Raw genomic sequence first — 18,790 nt, forward strand, 5'->3', positions numbered from 1 at the left:
GACACCGCGACGACGCGCCGCCCAACCGCTGCCGCATTTTCGGCCAACCGACGCAGCAGTGTCGATCTGCCGATGCTGGCCGAGCCGTGCGAGAACAACCGTCGCGCAACGTGGTTGCGAACCGCGCCCGCTTCCGCTCACGGCCCACCAACCCCGTCCTGGCGGGCCATTTCCAACCGCCCCGCCAACGACTCGCAGGGCCGCAACGCCGGGTCGGCACGCAACACCTGGGCATGCAGCCTGCGCAAGTCCGCGTCCGGTTCCACACCGAGCTGAGAATTGAGCAGTTCCCACACGTCCCGATACACCCGCAACGCCTCGGCCTGCCGCCCTGCCCGATACAGCGCGAGCATCTGCAGCTCACGCAACCGCTCCTGCAGCGGGTGCGACCGCGTCAGCATCGCCAGATCCGGTAGGACTTCGGCATGCCGACCAAGCTCGATATCGAGCTCGATCCGCTCCTGCAACGACAGCAGCCGCAGCCGTTCCAGCCGGTCCCGCTCGGCCTCGACATATTCCCCACGGGCCCCGCCCAGCGCCTCCCCTCGCCACAGCGCGAGCGCCCGACGCAACTCCGCCACCGCGGCGCGCCGGTCGCCGGATTCACGCAACGCGCGTCCGCGCCGGACTCGTCGGTCGAACTCAACCAGATCCAACGCGTCGGACGGCACCGGCAATTGGTAGCCGCCACCGCCCGACCTGATGCGACACTCATCGCCGCACACCGACAGTAATCCCCGCAAGCGCGACACGTACGTCCGCACGGCCGACGAAGCCGTCTCCGGAGGAGACATCCCCCAGAGGGCCTCGATCATCCGCTCCAAAGAAACCCACCGGCCCTCGGCGAGTAACAACAAGCCCAGCACCGCACACTGCTGCGGGGTTCCCAAGTTCAGTTCCCGATCGTTGTTGCGAGCCTGAATAGGCCCCAACAGCTCAAACCGGAAGGTCACAGAAATCACACCCGTCCCTGGCTCGAAGGCGGCGGGCCCGTCGGTACGACGTGCGGACTCCCGTCCCCGGCACCTCCGGCCGGGAAGCATTTCGACCACTGAGGCGGGGTGCGGACATCTCCGCGCGCCTTCGTAGCGGTAGGACTCCAACGCGGCACCTGCATACCCACCACTCTCCTGGCGGGACGGGCGCCGGGGGGGTGCTTCTGGTTCTAGTACCGCCAACAGCGCTGGGCTCTCCCGACCCGCCGGCCCGCCGGCGGGCGCACCGCGCCAGCGGGTCCAGGCTCGACGTCGGACGGCGGTACCGGAACGCGGCGAATCATGCAGCGAACTCGCGGCCCGCTCCATGTCTGGGCACAGGTCGAGATCGTGTGAGAGATGGTGATCCGGCAAGCCGGAGTATGGCTCTGGCCACGAAGGATCATCGTTGACCGAGATCGACACGGGGGGCGGGTCCGTCGAGCAGAGGCCCCGCCTTCGGCACGTTGATCACGAGCCGGACCGCCGTGCCGGCGTACGGACGCAGTTGCCGCTCATCAACCATTTACGCGACGTTGGCACCCGCGACCGAACCTGGGGAGAGGCTTGCCGATCCGGGGTACGGGAGGAGTGGCGATGAGCGAGTTCGTGACGGCTCTGACCGAGGTGGTCGGCGCGGAACATGTGCTTACCGGTGAGCGAATCAGCGAGGACTTCGGGCACGACGAGGCACTGTCCATGCTCTCCGAGCCGCCCGCCGTGGTGGTGCGTCCGGTCAGTTCGGCGGAGGTCTCGGAGGTGCTCCGAATCGCCACGGCGTGGGATGTGCCGGTCACGGCGCGTGGCAGCGGCACCGGGTTGTCCGGTGCCGCAATCCCGGAGCCGGCCGGGCTGGTGATCTCGTTCGAGCGGATGAGCCGAGTGCTGGAGATCGACGTAGACAACCACGTCGCGGTGGTCCAGCCAGGGGTCACGCTCACCGAGCTGGACGAGGCGGCGTCGGCGCATCGGCTGACTTACCCGGTGTACCCGGGCGAGCAGAGCTCCAGCGTGGGCGGCAACATGGCTACCAACGCGGGCGGGATGCGCGCCGTGCGCTACGGCGTGACCCGCCACCAGGTGCTCGGGCTGGAAGCGGTGTTGCCCACCGGCGAGGTCATCCGCCTCGGCGGCAAGCTGGCCAAGGCCAGCTCTGGCTACGACCTTGCCCAGCTGATCATCGGATCGGAGGGCACCCTCGCGGTGGTCACCGAAGCAACCCTGCGGCTCTCCCCGCAGCTGCCGCACCAGGCCACCGTGCTGGCCCCGTTCCGCACTGTGGAAGAGGTGGCCAGGGCGGTGCCACCGGTGTTGGCCAGCGGTCTTGCCCCGCTGATCCTGGAGTACATCGACGAGTTCATGATGGCCGCAATTACCCAGTCTCAGCAGTTGGACCTGGGTATTTCGGCCGAGATCAAGGACAGCGCGAAGGCGTACCTGCTGGTGATGCTGGAGGGTAGCTGCACCGAGCGGCTGGAGGAGGACACCGGGCGGCTCTGCACGCTGCTCACGGAACTAGGCGCGGTCGACATGTACGTGCTGCCCGGGTCCGCCGCGCGCCGATTGCTCGAGGCGAGGGAAAAGGCGTTTTGGGCCGCCAAGGCGGCCGGCGCAGATGACAGCGTCGATGTGGTGGTGCCCAGAGCTTCCGTTCCGGAGTACCTGCGCATCTCGGCCGAGATCGCCCAGCGGTATGATTCCCCCGTGCTCGGCTGTGGCCACGCCGGCGACGGGAACGTGCACTTCGCGGTGTTCCAGCCGGATGACCTGGTCCGGTCGGCGTTACTGCGGGAGCTGTTCGAGGCGGGCATGAAGCTCGGTGGCCTGATCTCGGGGGAGCACGGCATCGGGAAAGCCAAAAGGCGATACTTCCTGGAGCTGACCGACCCGAATACGGTTGCGCTGATGCGCCGGATCAAGCAGTCGTTCGATCCGCACGGCATCCTCAATCCTGGGGTACTGCTCGATCGACCTGAGTGATCGTGTCGAGCCGACGAGACGAGGAATTCTGGCGCGGTGGATGCGAAGGCCCGACCGTTGCGCGGCCGCGCCCAGCGTGGACCCTGTGGCGGCCAGGACGAGTCTCAACAGCCTCGACCCGCATCAGACCTGAATTACTGGCCAGGTCGTCCAGACCGACGGGGCGGCCATTCCTTCGAAGCCACAGTGCGGCAGAGACGCATCAGCCACACCCCCATCGCGCTGGGCAATAGCAGCATCAACCGAGGCAAGATCAACCTTAGGGAGAGCGCATGAACGGCGCGCGGCCGCTGATCAACGCGCTGGTCGACGGCGGGGACGAGATGTGCTTCGCCAATCCAGGCAACGTTGCCGGCGGACGTGTCGTGGAGCTCGGACGCCGGCGCGGCTGCCCGATCCCGGCGCCGGCGGCGTCGCCGAGCGTGTCCGGCGAGGCGATCGCAAGCGCGGCCAAGGCACTGCGCTGCGGCGAGCCGGGTGTGGTGCTGATCGGTGGCGACGCCACCGCGAGCCGGGCCTCTCCGCCGCCGCGCGGATCGCCCAGGCCACCGGGGCGAGGCTGCTCTGCGAGACCTTCCCGGCAGGGCTGGAGCGCGGCGCTGGCCGACCAGTGGTGGGCCGGCTGGGCTACCTGGTCGAGATTGCCAGCATCCAGCTGGACGGCGCCGAGCACCTGGTGCTGGCCGGCGCTCGTTCACCGGCGACGTTCTTCGCCTACCCGGGGCAAGCCCAGCGACCTGGTGCCGGAGGGCTGTCAGGTGCACCCGCTGACCGAACCGACCGGCTCGGCGACCGAGGCTCTGGTCGCGCTGGCCGACGAGCTGGCGCCGGACACCGCCGCTCCTCGCCCCGGCCGCCAACCCGGCACGGCCAACCGGTGCGCTGACCGCCGAAGGCTGCCGCCGCGATCGGCGCGGCGCTGCCGGAGGGCGCGATCGTGGTCGACGAGTCGATGACCTCGGGATTCGTCCTGCCGTCGGCGACCGAGGGCGCGACGACAGCGTGGCCCCACTCGACCAGGCCAACCGGACGAACGTGCCTTTCATGATGGCCGTCGCGATTGGCATGAACCGCGCCGTGACCGGTCCCCGATTCGTGGCGACCATTCGTCGCCGAGTAAATGCCCCCGAACGGGGTGCGGCGCCTGATGACCAGGCACAACGGTCGGAGGTGAAGGCTCAGCACGAACTTGTGTGCGCGCTCAACCTGTTAGGTTTCAACTTGCGACGTGGCGTGCGGCCGGCATGGTCCTCGCGCGGTCACGTCCCTTTCGTGTGCCCGAAACCAGGGAGAAAATGCCGTGAAAATCGGAATCGGACTTCCGAACCAGGTCCGCAACCTCGACCCCACCGTCATTCCGCGGTGGGCGGCCAGGGCGGAGGAGGCCGGGTTCTCCACGCTCGGCACCGTCGGCCGCTATGCCTATCCGGGTGTGAGTGACACGGTCGCGCTCGCATCGGCCGCCGGCGCGACGAGCCGGATCGGGCTGCTCAGCCACGTGCTGCTCGCCCCGACGTGGCCCCCGTACCTGCTGGCCAAGGAGCTCGCCGGCATCGACGGTGTCTCCGGCGGGCGCCTCACGCTCGGCATCGGGATCGGCGGGCGCGACGACGACTTCGTCGTGGACGGCCTTTCGATCCGCGGTCGCGGCAAGCGCCTGGACAGCGACCTGCAGACCTATCGCAGCGTGTGGAAGGGCGAGCCGGTCGGCGGTGGGCCGAACCCGGCCGTTCCGGACGGAACCCGACAGGTCCCGCTGCTGTTCGGCGCCATGAGCGATGCCGCGTTCAAGCGGGCGGCCCGTGAGGGCGACGGGTTCATCGGGGCCTCGATGCCGCCCGGGATGGTCGCGCAGTCCTTCGACGTGGCCCGCAAGGCGTGGGCGGAGGCGGACCGCACCGAGGCGCCGCGGCTGGTCGCGATCGCCTACTTCGCCATCGGGGACGTGGACAAGGGCCGCGCGAACGTCTGGGACTACTACAGCGCCTCGGGCACCGAGGTCGCCGACCTGGTCGCGGGGAACCTGTCGGGCGGCGTCGAGGCCATCAGGAACACCGTCAAGGCGTTCGAGGACATCGGCGCCGATGAGCTCGTCCTCGGACCGGGCATCGCGGACCCCGACGAGATCTCGCGGCTGGCCGACGCCGTCCTCTGAGGCGGCGAACCGTCGTCCGCTCCGTCACGGCCCCGGCCCCGTCGGCACCCGCCGCGGCCGGGGCCGCCGGCACGTCGAGAAGCTCGTGGAGCCACCGGCGGCGAGCCACCGAACCTCGTTCTGCCGACCGTGCCCGTGCGTTTCCGCAACCGGCGACTCTACGAGCACAACTCGTGTGTGACGCTCATGCGGACCACCGGGGACGAGCGCACTGCGCTCGGCGCCGAGCTGGCCCGCAAGGTCGCGAAGGTCACCGGGCCGGCCACGGTCTTCCTGCCCCTGTGCGGCGTGTCCGCGATCGCTGTCCAGGAGGGGCGTTCTTCGACGACGGGGCGGACGCCCGCCTGTTCGAGGCCGTGCGGACCGGGCTCGCCGGCACCGGTGTCCGGCGCGGCCATGGTCGAGGCGCTGCGCGCGTCGATCAGGGAGGGCGAACGGGATCGCCTCGACGGCAAGGATTCCCGTGATCTACGTCCTCGTGGACGTGGCCGAACGGGCCACCACGGACGGCCGAGTGGTCTGCGTACTCGAAGGCAGAGGTCACGACGCCGGTCCGGCACCCTGGCGGCGTGAAGTCAGGTCGACGGCACGAGCGGCGCGGATCCCTGGACGCGGGCGACCTCGCCGACGTGGTCACGCACGCAGTCGAGGAATCCGACGAGCGCACTCACCATTCCAGTCGCTTTGTAAGGATTCCCGGTGGGCGTCTGCGTGGTCGTCCGAGGACTCAAGCGCTGAACGTGAGCCGCGAAGAGATCACCACCATTCACCTGTCGAGTTGGTCGAGGCGGCTGCCCGCAGCGGCCGGTTCAACACCGCCGCCGACGCCCTGCGGCAACGGACCGAGTCGCAAGCAGCTATCGTCCCCGTCACGAAAGCAGTTGATCATCTGGAGGAAAACTGGGGGAATCAGCCGATCGCCGACACGACGGACGATGACCGGGACGCGAGTGGCACCGAGCCCCCGTCCACCGGGGTCCGGTCGGTCACGCTGCTCCCCAGCGCGTGACCGACCGGCGGTACGGTTCAGCCACACCAACCTTCGGCGTGGCTGACCGATGGCTTACGCACCGGGATCACAGCACCTCTAACCCCCGGTCGGGTGCTCGAACCAGCGAAGCACGACCACAACGACCACCGCTGCGCCGCAACGTCAAGATCCACCATCAGCGCAAGATGCCATTCAACTCGACGACAACGGCGACTCGACCGATCGAAGGCGGACGTCGTCTTCCTCCTGTGAACGAACCGCAGATCTCGTACGGGGCATACATCCACCTTCCGTCCCAGACCGCCGGACGCAAAGACGGTGTAGCTACTAGTAGTGGCGCTACCAGTCGCGAACCAGCGGCCAGCAGGCCAACCGAAGGCAGAGGCGTAGTGAATCGAGCCCTAAGATCGCAGGCGCTTGGAAGTCTGCTCCGGCAACACCTTTCAATCCGGCACTCTCGCGGGGCGACGTCCGAGATCAGCGCAGAAACGTCCAGCAGCTGAAGCTGGACCGCAAACCCCACGGCGCACACAGCAGCAGCCCCATCATCGAAGAACGTGGTCGGCATCTTCCTGCCCCGTCGCCGGAGACGGCAACTCCGTACGAGCCGGTCCGTGGGTGGCTGAAGACCGGTAGTTGAGACGATTCGAAGCAGCTACCGCGTGCCGCGAAGGCGCCGACCGCGGCCAGGAGGCCGACGGCGCCCTGCGTCTCGAAGCAGCGTCTCGGCCGCCAGAACCCCCGAGACCGCGTTCACACCAGCGCCGGGCCACGTGCCGGCCCCTGCGAGGTACAGCCGGGGGATCGGTGTCCGGTACCGGCTGAGCGCGAGGCTCGGACGCAGCATCAACAACTGGTCGAGGTGATGGCTACCGGCGACCGAGTCCCCGCCGGCAAGGTTGCAGTTCTGCTGCTGCAGATCGTCCGGGGAGAAGGCCGCGCGAGCGCGCACGACGGCCTTCAGCCCCGGCGCGTACCCCTCGAGGACGTCGAGGACGCGGTCAGCGTAGGGCTCCCGAACATCCGACCAGCTGGTACCCGCAATTCGACCACCTGCGTCGCCCTTGATCGAGCCCGGCACCGTGCGTACCTGCACCCACACCAGGTGCCGGCCCTGCACCGGCACCCGAGTCGGGTCGACGACGCTCGTCTGCCCGACGACCAGCAGGGGTTCGTCCGGCAGAAGCCGGGCCAGCGACTGCTGGTACGTGCGCGCCATGTCGTCCACGTACGAACCCGCGTGAACGTACGCACACGAGGCGAGCCGCTCGTCCTGCCACGGAACGGGCCCATCGAGGGCTAGGTGCAGCATGAACGTACCCGGACCGAACCGGTATCCGTCGGCGGCCGCCCGCATGTCGGCGGGCACGGCGGCGTCGGCGAGCAGGTCTCCGACGAGGCGGGGCAGGACAACTGTCGACACCACCCCGCGGCGAGCTCTCAGGCGACGTCCGTCGGCGAGTGTCACTCCTGTGGCACCCGTCGAGTCGGTGTCGACGCGGGCGACCGGAACCCCCGTCAGGACGGTGCCGCCGCGGCGGCGCACCAGGCCCGCCAGCGCCTCGGGCAGGCGTCCGGCTCCGCCTTCGACCACTGACATCCCGTTGAGCATGTCGGCGTACATCTCCAGCAGCGAGAAGACCGCTCCACCGGCGATGTCGGGGCCGAAGTCGAGATGCATGCCCCACGCCGCAGCGAGCGACTTGGCCTCCGGGGTCGAGAAGTAGCGATCACCGAGGGCTCGGGTGGAGGAGAGCAGGGTGGCGGCAAACTCACCGAGGGGAACGCTGCGCCGGTTGCGCCGAACCGCCCGAAGAAACGTGAGCGTCGTCCACGACGGCTGCGGGCTGGTGTACAGCGGCAGGTACGAGGCGACCAGACCGTCGAAGACGCGGCGAAGCTGCATCCATCCGTCCGCGTCAGCGGCGGAATGCTCCTTCCACATGGCGAGCGTGGCGGCCTCGTCGCTCGCGATGCGCAGTGACGAGCCACCGTGGAAGGCCGAGGCGTACGGGGCTTCGGACCGTGCGAACCGCAGGCCGCCCGAGGCCAGCTCGTCGCCGTAGCGACCGAAGAACGGCGAACCCAGGAACAGGTTCATGTTCGTCGCGTAGAGATCGTGGACAAAGCCGGGCTCCGTCACTTCGGCGCTCCGCACCGCGCCGCCCACCTCCGGCGCCGCCTCCACCACCGCTGTGGAGATACCAGCCTCAGCGAGATCCGTCGCGGCGACGAGGCCTTGATGGCCCCCTCCGACGATGACGACATCGAACTCTTCCATGATGTCCCCCGGTGATCTTCTATCTCCCTGCAGCGCCCACGGTTGTCGCGCGGGTCGTGTCAGGTGAGCATGCTGGGACCCCGAGCTCCAACGGAATGTCGTCGTGCAGGGGGGCCGGATGTTGCGCCCGTCCGGGCCGCGCGGGCGGGACGAATGCCCGGTGGGCGGGATAGATCCCGACGCACCGCCAGCGGTCTGGAACGAGGTCTTCTCCGTCGACGACACGGCACACCGCCACCCTCCGCGAGGTCGGTGGATCTGCTCACGCCGGCCTACTCGTCAGCTCCCGCTGTGCGAGGCAGGGAAGTTCCTCGGCGAGGCCGACCACGTCCCGGGAACGGGCAGGAGGCGAAATGGCGGCTCGTCGAGGCGAACGATGTCCCTGATGTCCCTGGCTGCGCGGGCTGCCTTCGGCCATCGAGGCGGGTGCCGCATGACGGTTCGTGATGTCGGCTCTGGTACGCCCCACCATCCAATCCTGATGGCCCAGGGCGAAGACGGCGCCGCCACTAGCAGTGGCGCTAACAGCCCGGGAGGCGTGACCGCGCGAGCCACACCGCCACGAGCTGCGCGTCTTCCTCAGACCCTGGCGGACAGTTCGTGGGTATTGCGAAGCACTCCTCCTCGCGCCGCATAGAGATGGGCTCGCGTGGTGCCAGATCCTCGTGTCACGGCATCGCGCGATCAGCGGACGCGGTCATACCTTCATCGCATCGGGCAACATTCAGACGAGCAACTCGTCCATGGCATGTCCTGCAAGTGATCTTGAATGCTTAGTGATCATGATGAGGTATTGCCGAGGACGACTGCGTCGGTGCCGGAGTGGACCATCCGCGTCGACCCCACCACGTCCGGGCCCATCAGCACGCCGCAGGAACCCGGAACACGGGGGCTGTGCTGCCGAGTGGTCGAACGGCGAAGCCCTCGAGTGGTCCCGCGGTAGGTTGACCAGCATGATCCGTCTCACCGTCGACGTCACCAGCGCGCTACCGCTGCTCTCCACACCCGACTTCCGCAGGCCGGAGCTCCGTGATGGGCGACGACGAACTTGCCTTCTGCTAGCCCATCCCCTGCTCGTGGAACGTCGGACAGCTGCTTGGCCTGGTCGTGCGCGCGAACGGCCACAACATCAACCTGCACCCCAACGCCAAGTGTTCTTCCACAAGGCCATCGAATGGCCCCCTTTCACGTCCCCCGAGCCGCAGATCATCGCCTCGTCAGAACAGTTTCTCGATGGTGATCGGGAGTGAGCGGATTCGCTTTCCGGTGGCGTGGTGCACGGCGTTGGCGACCGCCGCTGGTAGGCCGACCAGGCCGACCTCCCCGAGGCCCTTGGCGCCGAGAGGGTTGACGCGGTCCGGTTCACCGACGAAGACCACGTCGACGTCCGGGATGTCGGCATGGGTGGGGATCAGGTAGTCGGCGAACGTGCCGTTGGTGATGCGGCCCGTCGCGGGATCGAAGACGGTCTCCTCGAGCATGGCCATTCCGATGCCCATCACCAACGCTCCGCTCACCTGGCTGCGCGCGGTCTTCTCGTTGAGCACCGTGCCCGCGTCCATGACCGAGAGCAGCCGGCTCACCCGGAGCATGCCGAGCTCCTCGTGGACCCTGACCTCGACGAACTGTGCGGCGGACGCTCCCGAGGGGGCCATGTCGAGCCCCGGCGCCTGCGGGTCGGGGATCTTCTCGCCGATCACGGTGAGCTCGTCCAGGTCGTGGCGGGCGAGCATGTGCGCGTACGGCTCACCGGCATCGGGATCGCTCACGAGGTGGAGGCGACCCGCGTTGGCGGTGACCTCACGGCGGGTGCGCCCGCGCAGCGGGGACCGGTCGTCGGTGCCGACGAGGTCGAGGAACGCGTCGAGGAGCCTGCGGGTGCCGTCCTCGACGGCCCCGGCGAGCGAGGTCGCGAGCCCCGAGCCGCCGGACTGCGGGGCCGGCGGCAGGTCGCTGTCACCGAGCTCGACGTGCACCTGCTCGACGTCGAGGCCGAGCATCTCGGCCGCGAGCTGCGCCGTGATCGTGTACGTCCCGGTGCCGATGTCGGTACCCGCACAGGCGACACGCGCGGTGCCGTCCCGGCCGATCGAGATCCTCACCTGGCACGGCGTCACGTACCACTGGTACGTGACCCCGGCCATTCCGCAACCGACGAGCCATTCGCCGTCGCGCATCGACCGCGGCACGGGGTCGCGGACGTACCAGCCGAACCGCTCGGCACCGAGCCGGTAGCACTCACGCAGGGCGTTGCTCGACCATGGCAGGCCCGTTCGCGGGTGTGTCCCGGCGAAGTTGCGCAGCCGCAGCTCCACCGGGTCGATTCCGAGGCGGAAGGCCAGCTCGTCCATCGCCGACTCGAGCGCGAAGCTGCCCTCCGCGTGCCCGGGAGCACGCATGAACCCGGGGTTGGGAATGTTGAGCGCGACAAGGCGGTCCCGGACGGCGACGTTCGGGCAGTCGTACGCATCCGGCGTCCCCGTCGTCATGCGGTCGAACGTGAACTCCTCGGCCGCGACGGGGGCAGTGCCCTCGTGGTCGATGGCCACCAGCCGGCCCTCCCGCGTGGCACCGAGCCGCACTCGCTGCACCGACTCGGGGCGGTGCCCGACGGCGGTGAACATCTGCGGGCGGGTCAGCACCAGCTTGACCGGCCGGTCCAGCAGGCGCGCCGCCAGCGCGGTCAGGATCGTGTGCGGCCAGGTGCGCAGGCCGGCGCCGAACGCACCGCCGAGGTGCGGGACCAGCACACGCACGGCCGTCTCCGCGAGGGAGAACACGCCGGCGAGGGTCCGCCGGGCCTGCATCGGCCACTGGGTGGACTCGTGCACCACCAGCCGCTCGTCGTCCCAGCAGGCGACCGTGGCGAACAGCCCGAGCGGGTTGTTCGTCACCGGCGCCGTGCGGAACGTCTCCTCGTAGCCGACCTCCGCCGACGCCAGCGCGGCGATGACGTCGCCGTGCTCGGCGTCCGTCCCGAACGGGTTGCTCCTGATCGGGGCGGCAGGGTCGTCGATCGCGAGCACCGGGACGGTCTCCTCGTAATCGACCCGCACGAACCGCGCCGCGTTCCGCGCCTGCTCGGGGGACTCCGCAACCACGACGGCCACGTGCTGCCCCTGGTGCAGGACGCGATCGTCCCGCAACGGGAACCGCGGCGGCGGTCCGAACGGACTGGCCGGGGCGTCTGGAAGCGAGGGGATGTTCTCGTGGGTGAGCACGGTCAGGACGCCGGGCGCGGCGAGGGCGTCGACCGTGTCGATGGCGCGGATCCTGCCCACGGCGATGGTCGACCCGACCAGCACGGCGTAGGCCATACCCGGATAGGTGACGTCGGACGGGTAGGTGGCGGCACCGGTGACCTTGAGCGTGCCGTCGATCCGATCAACGGGTTCACCGATGATCTTGTTGGCGGTGACGGTGGTCATGACGGGACTCCCGAGACGTCCTTGAGGACCCGGACGATCGTGCGCTTGGCGAGCTCGACCTTGAACTCGGTGCCGGGCACGGTGAACGGGTCACGCACGGCGGCTTCCGCGGCGGCGCGGAACGTGTCGGCGGTGGCCGGGGCGTCCCGCAGGACGTCCTCGGCTTCCCGGGCCCGCCAGGGAATCGTGCCCACCCCGCCGAGCGCGAGCCGGGGCGTACGGATCGTGCCGTCCTCGACCGACAGGGCCGCCGCGGCGGACGTCAGCGCGAACTCGTAGGAGGCCCTGTCCCGCACCTTCAGATAGGCCGAGCGCATGCCCGAAGGCAGCAGGGGCACGTCGACGTGCGTGACCAGCTCGCCGTGCTCGAGAACGTTCTCCACGTCGGGTCGCTGGCTCGGAACCCGGTAGAAGGCGGTGAGCGGGACGGTCCGCGAGCCGCCGGTGCCCTGGAGGTGCACAACCGCGTCGAGGGCGACGAGCGGCACGCACAGATCGGACGCGTGCAGGGCGATGCAGTTCTCGCTCGCCCCGAGGATCGCGTGCATGCGGGCGGGCCCGTGCACCGCCGCACAGCCGGAGCCGGGTCGGCGCTTGTTGCAGGCCGTCACCCTCCGGTCGCGGAAGTACCGGCAGCGGGTCCGCTGCAGGAGGTTCCCGCCGATGGTGGCCATGTTCCGCAGCTGCGGCGAGGCTCCGGCCAGCAGCGCCTCCCTGACGAGGGGGAGGCGCGCGATCACCACGGGGTCCTCCGCGAGGTCGGCCATCGTGGTAAGCGCACGAACGCGGAGCACGTCGCCGACCTGTTCGGTGCCGGCGAGCGGGAGCCGCCCGATGTCGACGAGCCTGGTCGCCTCGCCAACACCGTCCTTGAGCAGCAGATCAACCTGCGTCGTGCCGCCGGCGAGGTAGGCCGCGGCCACGTCCGCGGCCACGAGCGCGATGGCGCCCGGCACGTCCTGCGCGCGCACGTACTCGACCGTGCTCATCGGCTTACACCACCTGCCGCGCGGTGTCTCGGATCGCCGCGACGATGTTCGGGTACGCGCCGCAGCGGCAGAGGTTGCCGCTCATGTACTCGCGGATCTCGGCGTCGGAGCCTGCGCGCCCCTCCTCGATGAGGGCCGCCGCCGACATGAGCTGGCCCGACGTGCAGAAACCGCACTGGAACGCGTCGTGGCGGATGAACGCCTCCTGCAGCGGATGCAGCCCGCCCTCCGGCGCGAGCCCTTCGATCGTGGTGACCTCCCGGCCGTCGCACTGGGCAGCGAGGACCAGGCACGACACGACTCTCCTGCCGTCCAGCAGGACGGTGCACGTGCCGCACGCGCCCTGGTCGCACCCCTTCTTGGTGCCCACGAGCTCGAGGTGGTCGCGGAGCAGGTCGAGGAGGGTGATCCCGCCGTCGACCGCGCCGCGGAACGCCACCCCGTTGATCCGCAGAGCGACGTCCGCGATCCCGGTTGATCGTCCGGTATTCATTTCGAGATTCCTTCTGTCGCGCGGGCCGGCCAATTTCCGGTTGGGGCCGCTGGGCTCCCCGGTCTGACAACTGCTTCCTGCGGCAATGGTCTCCGGTGGACGCCGTCATGAGCCAACACTCGCTGCCTGGCGGGGCTACAGTCTGCGCCTGTGGCCACCCCTGAGCTGCGGCAACTGCGCTACTTCCTGACGGTCGCCGAGGAGCTCCGCTTCAGCCGGGCCGCCGAGCGCCTACGCATCAGCCAGCAGTCGCTCTCCCAGCAGATCACCGCGATCGAGCGGCAGCTGGGCGTCCGGCTGTTCGATCGCGACAGCCGGGGCACTCGGCTGACCGCCGTCGGCGCGGCGTTCGTCCCCGAGGCACGGGCCGTCCTGGACCGGGCCGAGCAGGCCCTGGCTACTCTCCAGCGCGCCCGGCGGGGCGAGGTCGGCAGCCTGCGCCTCGCCTTTCTCGTCACCGTCGCGAACCACGTGCTTCCTCCCGTCGTGCGCGCTCTGCGCGACCAGCTGCCCGAGGTGCGGATCTCCACCGACTTGACGACCATCGCGGTCCTCGTCGACGGCGTCAGGAGCGGGGAGTACGACGCCGCCTTCACCCGTCCGCCCCACGTTGACGGCATCGCGTCCAGGACGTTGGCCCGCGAGCCGGTCTGCGCCGTGCTGCCGGAGGGCCACCGGCTAGCCCAGCACGCCGAGTTGGAGCTGCGCGATCTCGCAGAGGAAGCCTGGGTGACGACCCCGCCCTCGTCGTGGCCGCCCTGGCACCGTGTCTTCGACAACAACTTCCAGGAGGCGGGGTTCACCCCGTACGTCGTCCAGACCGAGCCCAGCATCCAGAACCTGCTCGGGCTGGTCGCGGCGGGTGTGGGTGTCACCCGCCTCGCCCGCTCGACACGGACCTTGCGCGGCACCGGCGTCGTGTTCGTCCCCCTGCGGAACGCCGAAGCGGAAACGGACGTCATCTGGCTACCCGGGAACGGCAACCCCGTCCTGCCCCGGCTCCTCGACATCGTGACCGCACTCGCCGCGAATCTTGATCTCACAGAGAGCGGCTGAGGTCCGCCGTCCCGCCGTATCACGGAACGGCGCGGCACGCCCGCCGCCGCCTCCGCAAGAGCCTCCTGACGAGGTGGCTACGAGTGACGCGAGGAGGCGCCATGAGTTAGTCGATGGCCTGCGGCCGACACGTCGAGCCGCCGCGCTGCACCCACAGCCACGCTCTACATCCCGAACGTCGCGCCACCCGCTCACCTCGCTCCTTCGCCACCAGCACGAGCAGTGCTTGCCCGTCGCTGCGGCGTCATGCTCGACCTCGGCGACATGCGCCGAACCCGCCCGAAACGCTGCCCGGCGTGTCGCCAACCCGGTGAACGTTTCACCGCGCGAGCGGGGTCTCGCTCGTCCCGAACGGGCCCCGCCCGGTGGCCGCGAACCCCCACGGCAGTAGAGGAGAACATGTCGGATGGCGGGCCCGCCTCCTCGCCCATCGCCTGCTGGGGCGACACCCGAGGTACGCCCATCTCGGGGTGTCGGGCATCGCGGCCGTCGTCGGGTTCCGCGACCTCAGGACGTTCGAGCGGGCGTTCCGGCGGCGGTACGGGATGACGCCGCGCGAGTGCCGCTGTGCGCACAGGCGGTCGGGATCCGCTCCTGCGACCCGGAAGCAGGAAATGCCTGCACGCTGAGTAGGAAACGCCGCTCGGTCGAGGTTCTGGTGCGGTCAACTGGGGTCACGGCGTGGTCGGTGCAGTGCTGATGCCTCGAACGCCAGTGATCCGAGGAGTTGTTGATGCCCGTCACTCATGAAGTGTTCAACCAGGTACCTCCGGTCGGTGAGACCGACACGGTGGACGATCCCGTGCTGCTTGATGCCTTGCATCGAGAAGGAGCCGGCTGGGCCGAGGAGCAGGTGCGGGCCGCGGGGCAGCTCGCGGGCAGCGCACAGGCGCGCGAATGGGCCCGCCAGGCAGACAGTCATCCTCCCGTGCTCCATACCCACGACCGAACCGGGCACCGCGTGGACGAGGTCGAGTTCCATCCCGCCTGGCATCACCTGCTCGGTACGGCGGTCGAACTCGGGCTGACGGCGGGTCCGTGGCTGGACGCGCGCCCGGGGGCGCACGTGGCGCGAGCCGCCACCGCCTACGCGTGGGAGCAGGTGGAGACCGCCCACATGTGCCCGGTCGGCATGACCTACGCCGCAGTGCCCGCGTTACGGCACGCGCCGGAACTCGCGCGCACCTACGAGGGTCTCCTCGCCAGCAGTGAATACGACACCCGACGGCTGCCGGCCCCGGCCAAACGCGGGGTCACGGCGGGCATGTCGATGACCGAGAAGCAAGGCGGCTCCGACGTCCGTGCGAACACCACCCGCGCAGTTCTGGCCGGTGACGGCAGCTACCGCCTCACCGGGCACAAGTGGTTCACCTCCGCCCCGATGTGCGACCTGTTCGTCGTGCTGGCCCAGGCGCCGGGCGGTCTGTCTTGCTTCCTGCTCCCGCGCGTCCTGTCGGACGGTGAACAGAACCGGATGCACCTGCAGCGGCTCAAGGACAAGCTCGGTAATCGAGCCAACGCATCGTCCGAACTGGAGTATGACGAGGCCGTGGCCTGGCTGATCGGTGAGGAGGGCGCGGGGCTGCGCACCATCCTCGAAATGGTCAACGTCACCCGGCTGGTCGTCGCCGGCGACAGCGCGGCCGTCATGCGGTCCGCCACCACGGCCGCCCTGCACCACGCCGCGCACCGGAAGGCTTTCGGCCGGTACTTGATCGAGCAGCCGCTCATGCGCAATGTGCTCGCCGACCTCGCGCTGGAGAGCGAGGCGGCGCTCACCCTCGTGATGCGGATGGCCGGAGCCACCGATCGCGCCGTACGCGGCGACGGCGAGGAGGCGGCGTTCCGGCGCATCGGGGTGGCGCTGGCCAAGTACTGGATCTGCAAGCAGACTCCCGCGCATGCCGCAGAGGCGTTGGAATGCCTGGGCGGCAACGGGTACGTCGAAGATTCGGGAATGCCGCGTCTCTACCGTGAAGCACCGCTCAACTCCATCTGGGAAGGCTCGGGCAACGTAGCCGCACTCGACGTCGTCCGTGCACTCCGGCGGGAAGAAAGCGCTCTCACGGCCCTGTTCACCGAGCTGGATCGCGGCCGCGGCGCTGACCGGCGCTACGACGAGCAGCTCACCCGACTGCGGCGCGACCTCACCGATGCCGTCCACTGCGGGGACGAGGACGTGCTGTTCTCCGGTGCTCGTCGGCTCGCGGAAAACGCCGCGCTCACCCTGCAAGCCTCGCTCCTCGTCCGGTACAGCCCGCCCGCGGTCGCGGACGCCTTCTGCGCTTCCCGACTGGGTGGCGACAGTGGTCAGGCCTACGGCACGCTCTCCGCGACCGCCGACACCCGCGCCATCGTTGAACGCGCTCGTATCACGGCGGCCTGATGTCGAAGCTCATTGCGAACCTGCGGCGCTGGTCCATCGAGCAGCCGGATGCGGTCGCGCTGCGGTACCAGGGCGGGACCTGGACGTGGCAACAGCTCCACGACCGGGTATGCCGGCTGGCCCGCGCGCTGGCCGACAGGGGTGTCGTCGCCGGCACCCGGGTGGCGTTTCTTGACAAGAACCACCCCGCGGCGATCGAACTGGTGCTTGCGGCTGCGTGGCTGGGCGCCGTCACCGTGCCTGTCAATTACCGACTCGCTCCAGCCGAGATCGCCTACATCCTTGACGACTCGGGCACCGCCGTCGTCATCGCCGGCGAGCGCTACGCCGACGAGATCGAAGCCGGGGACACCGGCGTGCAGGTCATCAGGCTCGGTGATGCTTACGAGGTGCTGCTGCGTCAGACCCCGCCGTTCGGCGATCCCGGCATCGGGGCGGACTGCTTCCTGCAGATCTACACGTCCGGCACCACGGGCTTTCCCAAGGGTGTTGAGCTGACCCACCGCAACCTGGAAGCACACACCGAGGCACTCGGGACCCGGATCGGGTTCACCCACGAAAGCGTCAACATGGCCCCCATGCCGCTATACCACGTCGGCGGACTGGCCTGGGCTCTCATCGCGGTGTACCGGGGCACGCCGCTCGTGCTCGCGCGGGACGTGGTCCCGGCCGAGCTCGTGGATCTGATCGAACGTTTCCGCGTCACCCACGCCTTTGTCGTGCCCCGCGTGCTTGCCGACATGCTGGAGGTCCCGCGTCTCGGGCACCGGGACCTCAGTTCGCTGCGAGCGCTGACCTATGGTGCGGCGCCCATGCCACTGCCGCTGCTGCGACGGACCCTCGACTCGATCCCCGCCGGCTTCTTCCAGGTCTATGGCGCCACTGAGATCTCGGGCGCGGCGACCGCGCTCATCGATGAGGACCACCAGCATCCCCGCGAAGCAGGGCACCTGAGCTCGGCCGGGCGTCCGCTGCCCGGCGTGGAGATCGCGATAGCCGACCCCGACACAGGTTCCTTCCTGTCCCGCGGACAGGTCGGCGAAGTCCTGCTGCGCAGCAGTCAGGTCATGCGGGGCTACTGGAAGCGACCCGAAGCCACCGCCGAGGTCCTGCTGCCCGGCGGCTGGCTGCGAACCGGCGACCTTGGCCGGCTCGACGAGCACGGCTACCTCTTCGTCGTCGACCGCGTCAAAGACATGATCATCAGCGGCGGGGAGAACATCTACCCGGCCGAGCTCGAACGGGTCCTCGGCGAGCACCCCGGCGTCGCCGACGTCGCGGTGGTCGGCGTCCCCGACGAGAAGTGGGGAGAGACGCCGAAGGCGTTCGTGGTCCCCGGTGCCGTCCCGCCCAGTTGTGACGATCTGCTGAACTACTGCCGTACCCGACTCGCCTCGTACAAGCTCCCGCGCTCGCTGGTGTTCGTTCCGGAGCTTTCGCGCAACGGGGCCGGCAAGGTCCTGAAGCAGACGCTGCGGCAGCACCGCGGAACGGGATAGCTGAGATCACGAAACCATTCGGGGGAGAGGAAGTGGTGAGGCTGTCAACAGCGCACGATCCCGTCCGGCAGACCGTCGTCTACCGTCTGCTCGACTCGCTCGATCGGCTCGTGCGACGCCATCGCTCGCTCGCGCATGACGGCGGTGGAAACACCGGGTCGCGCAGTGCGCTACACGTCGAGCTCATCGCCGGCGAGGTGGCACAAGACCTCGCGATGGCGCGCGGCGCATGGCACCGGTAGCCGGGAACCCGCCGAGCGAGCTGATCCGCAACCAGCTCGGGTACGAACTGCCGCGAGACGCGCGCGGAACGGGGAGGGGCCATGAACACGTCGTCGAACGCTCGCCGGCAAACCTACCGACCAAGCACCTGTGCCGACGGCCGGTCGCAACGCTCCGGCGTCCGGCCGGGGACCGACGAACTGGGGTACCGCAGCGTGAGTGGCGAGGCGCAACGTCGCCGCGAGCTGGGCGAGTTCCTCAAAGCCCGACGGCAGCAGATCGTGCGCTCCGAACTCGGGCTCCCCCCGACCGGCAGGAGAAGCGCCCTCGGGCTGC

The 18,790-nt window shown here is 69.4% G+C and carries 14 protein-coding genes and 1 pseudogene; 10 read left to right on the plus strand and 5 right to left on the minus strand.

Going from position 1 to position 18,790, the window contains the following annotated elements:
• Positions 1–137: 137 nt before the first annotated feature.
• Positions 138–962 carry an AfsR/SARP family transcriptional regulator gene (locus ABEA81_RS20435; RefSeq protein WP_345606813.1) on the minus strand — a complete coding sequence of 275 codons (825 nt, stop codon included), beginning with the start codon at positions 960–962 and terminating at the stop codon, positions 138–140.
• A gap of 609 nt (positions 963–1,571) precedes the next feature.
• Here ABEA81_RS20435 and ABEA81_RS20440 point away from each other — a divergent pair.
• The 4 genes from ABEA81_RS20440 to ABEA81_RS42725 all read left to right on the plus strand — a co-directional run bounded on the left by ABEA81_RS20440 (position 1,572) and on the right by ABEA81_RS42725 (position 5,682).
• The gene (locus ABEA81_RS20440; RefSeq protein WP_345606814.1) at positions 1,572–2,954 is read left to right on the plus strand and encodes an FAD-binding oxidoreductase; all 1,383 of its coding nucleotides are present in this window, start codon (positions 1,572–1,574) and stop codon (positions 2,952–2,954) included.
• A 272-nt stretch (positions 2,955–3,226) separates the two neighbouring features.
• Positions 3,227–3,910 carry a hypothetical protein gene (locus tag ABEA81_RS20445; RefSeq protein WP_345606815.1) on the plus strand — a complete coding sequence of 228 codons (684 nt, stop codon included), beginning with the start codon at positions 3,227–3,229 and terminating at the stop codon, positions 3,908–3,910.
• Between the two features lie 344 nt (positions 3,911–4,254).
• Positions 4,255–5,109 (plus strand): LLM class flavin-dependent oxidoreductase, encoded by an 855-nt coding sequence (locus tag ABEA81_RS20450; protein WP_345606816.1) that lies wholly within the window; start codon positions 4,255–4,257, stop codon positions 5,107–5,109.
• A 135-nt stretch (positions 5,110–5,244) separates the two neighbouring features.
• On the plus strand, positions 5,245–5,682 hold the full coding sequence (locus ABEA81_RS42725; RefSeq protein ID WP_425570617.1) for a hypothetical protein: 438 nt from the start codon (positions 5,245–5,247) through the stop codon (positions 5,680–5,682).
• A 1,073-nt stretch (positions 5,683–6,755) separates the two neighbouring features.
• Here the strand turns inward: ABEA81_RS42725 and ABEA81_RS20455 are convergent.
• The 4 genes from ABEA81_RS20455 to ABEA81_RS20470 form a co-directional block, all read right to left on the minus strand.
• Positions 6,756–8,381 carry a phytoene desaturase family protein gene (locus ABEA81_RS20455; protein WP_345606817.1) on the minus strand — a complete coding sequence of 542 codons (1,626 nt, stop codon included), beginning with the start codon at positions 8,379–8,381 and terminating at the stop codon, positions 6,756–6,758.
• Positions 8,382–9,598: 1,217 nt separating this feature from the next.
• On the minus strand, positions 9,599–11,809 hold the full coding sequence (locus ABEA81_RS20460; protein WP_345606818.1) for a xanthine dehydrogenase family protein molybdopterin-binding subunit: 2,211 nt from the start codon (positions 11,807–11,809) through the stop codon (positions 9,599–9,601).
• Positions 11,806–12,798, minus strand: a complete 993-nt coding sequence (locus ABEA81_RS20465; RefSeq protein ID WP_345606819.1) for an FAD binding domain-containing protein — start codon at positions 12,796–12,798, stop codon at positions 11,806–11,808. The genes ABEA81_RS20460 and ABEA81_RS20465 overlap by 4 nt, the downstream gene beginning before the upstream one ends.
• Positions 12,799–12,802: 4 nt before the next feature.
• Entirely contained in the window at positions 12,803–13,291 is a 489-nt protein-coding gene (locus tag ABEA81_RS20470) for a (2Fe-2S)-binding protein (RefSeq protein WP_345606820.1), read from the minus strand.
• 150 nt (positions 13,292–13,441) lie between these two features.
• On the opposite strand from ABEA81_RS20470, the gene ABEA81_RS20475 reads away from it, so the two are divergent.
• The 6 genes and pseudogenes from ABEA81_RS20475 to ABEA81_RS20495 form a co-directional block, all read left to right on the plus strand.
• Positions 13,442–14,347, plus strand: a complete 906-nt coding sequence (locus tag ABEA81_RS20475) for a LysR substrate-binding domain-containing protein (protein WP_345606821.1) — start codon at positions 13,442–13,444, stop codon at positions 14,345–14,347.
• Between the two features lie 365 nt (positions 14,348–14,712).
• Positions 14,713–14,976, plus strand: a complete 264-nt coding sequence (locus ABEA81_RS42730; RefSeq protein WP_425570614.1) for a helix-turn-helix domain-containing protein — start codon at positions 14,713–14,715, stop codon at positions 14,974–14,976.
• A gap of 104 nt (positions 14,977–15,080) precedes the next feature.
• A complete protein-coding gene (locus ABEA81_RS20480; RefSeq protein ID WP_345606822.1) occupies positions 15,081–16,733 on the plus strand; it encodes an acyl-CoA dehydrogenase family protein in 1,653 nt (550 codons plus the stop codon).
• Entirely contained in the window at positions 16,733–18,232 is a 1,500-nt protein-coding gene (locus ABEA81_RS20485; protein WP_345606824.1) for a long-chain-fatty-acid--CoA ligase, read from the plus strand. The genes ABEA81_RS20480 and ABEA81_RS20485 overlap by 1 nt, the downstream gene beginning before the upstream one ends.
• Positions 18,233–18,264: 32 nt before the next feature.
• On the plus strand, positions 18,265–18,474 hold the full coding sequence (locus tag ABEA81_RS20490; protein WP_345606825.1) for a hypothetical protein: 210 nt from the start codon (positions 18,265–18,267) through the stop codon (positions 18,472–18,474).
• An 81-nt stretch (positions 18,475–18,555) separates the two neighbouring features.
• Positions 18,556–18,790 (plus strand): annotated as a pseudogene (locus ABEA81_RS20495) (hypothetical protein); the annotation flags it as partial.

Origin of the sequence: Pseudonocardia adelaidensis (genome assembly GCF_039543345.1) — a bacterium.
Lineage (GTDB): Bacteria > Actinomycetota > Actinomycetes > Mycobacteriales > Pseudonocardiaceae > Pseudonocardia > Pseudonocardia adelaidensis.

Bases quoted from the DNA above. Each gene is read 5' to 3' on its own strand.
- ABEA81_RS20440 (WP_345606814.1), top strand. From the start codon at position 1,572: ATGAGCGAGTTCGTGACGGCTCTGACCGAGGTGGTCGGCGCGGAACAT.
- ABEA81_RS20485 (WP_345606824.1), top strand. From the start codon at position 16,733: ATGTCGAAGCTCATTGCGAACCTGCGGCGCTGGTCCATCGAGCAGCCG.
- ABEA81_RS20445 (WP_345606815.1), top strand. From the start codon at position 3,227: ATGAACGGCGCGCGGCCGCTGATCAACGCGCTGGTCGACGGCGGGGAC.
- ABEA81_RS20465 (WP_345606819.1), bottom strand. From the start codon at position 12,798: ATGAGCACGGTCGAGTACGTGCGCGCGCAGGACGTGCCGGGCGCCATC.
- ABEA81_RS20470 (WP_345606820.1), bottom strand. From the start codon at position 13,291: ATGAATACCGGACGATCAACCGGGATCGCGGACGTCGCTCTGCGGATC.
- ABEA81_RS20480 (WP_345606822.1), top strand. From the start codon at position 15,081: ATGCCCGTCACTCATGAAGTGTTCAACCAGGTACCTCCGGTCGGTGAG.
- ABEA81_RS20455 (WP_345606817.1), bottom strand. From the start codon at position 8,381: ATGGAAGAGTTCGATGTCGTCATCGTCGGAGGGGGCCATCAAGGCCTC.
- ABEA81_RS20460 (WP_345606818.1), bottom strand. From the start codon at position 11,809: ATGACCACCGTCACCGCCAACAAGATCATCGGTGAACCCGTTGATCGG.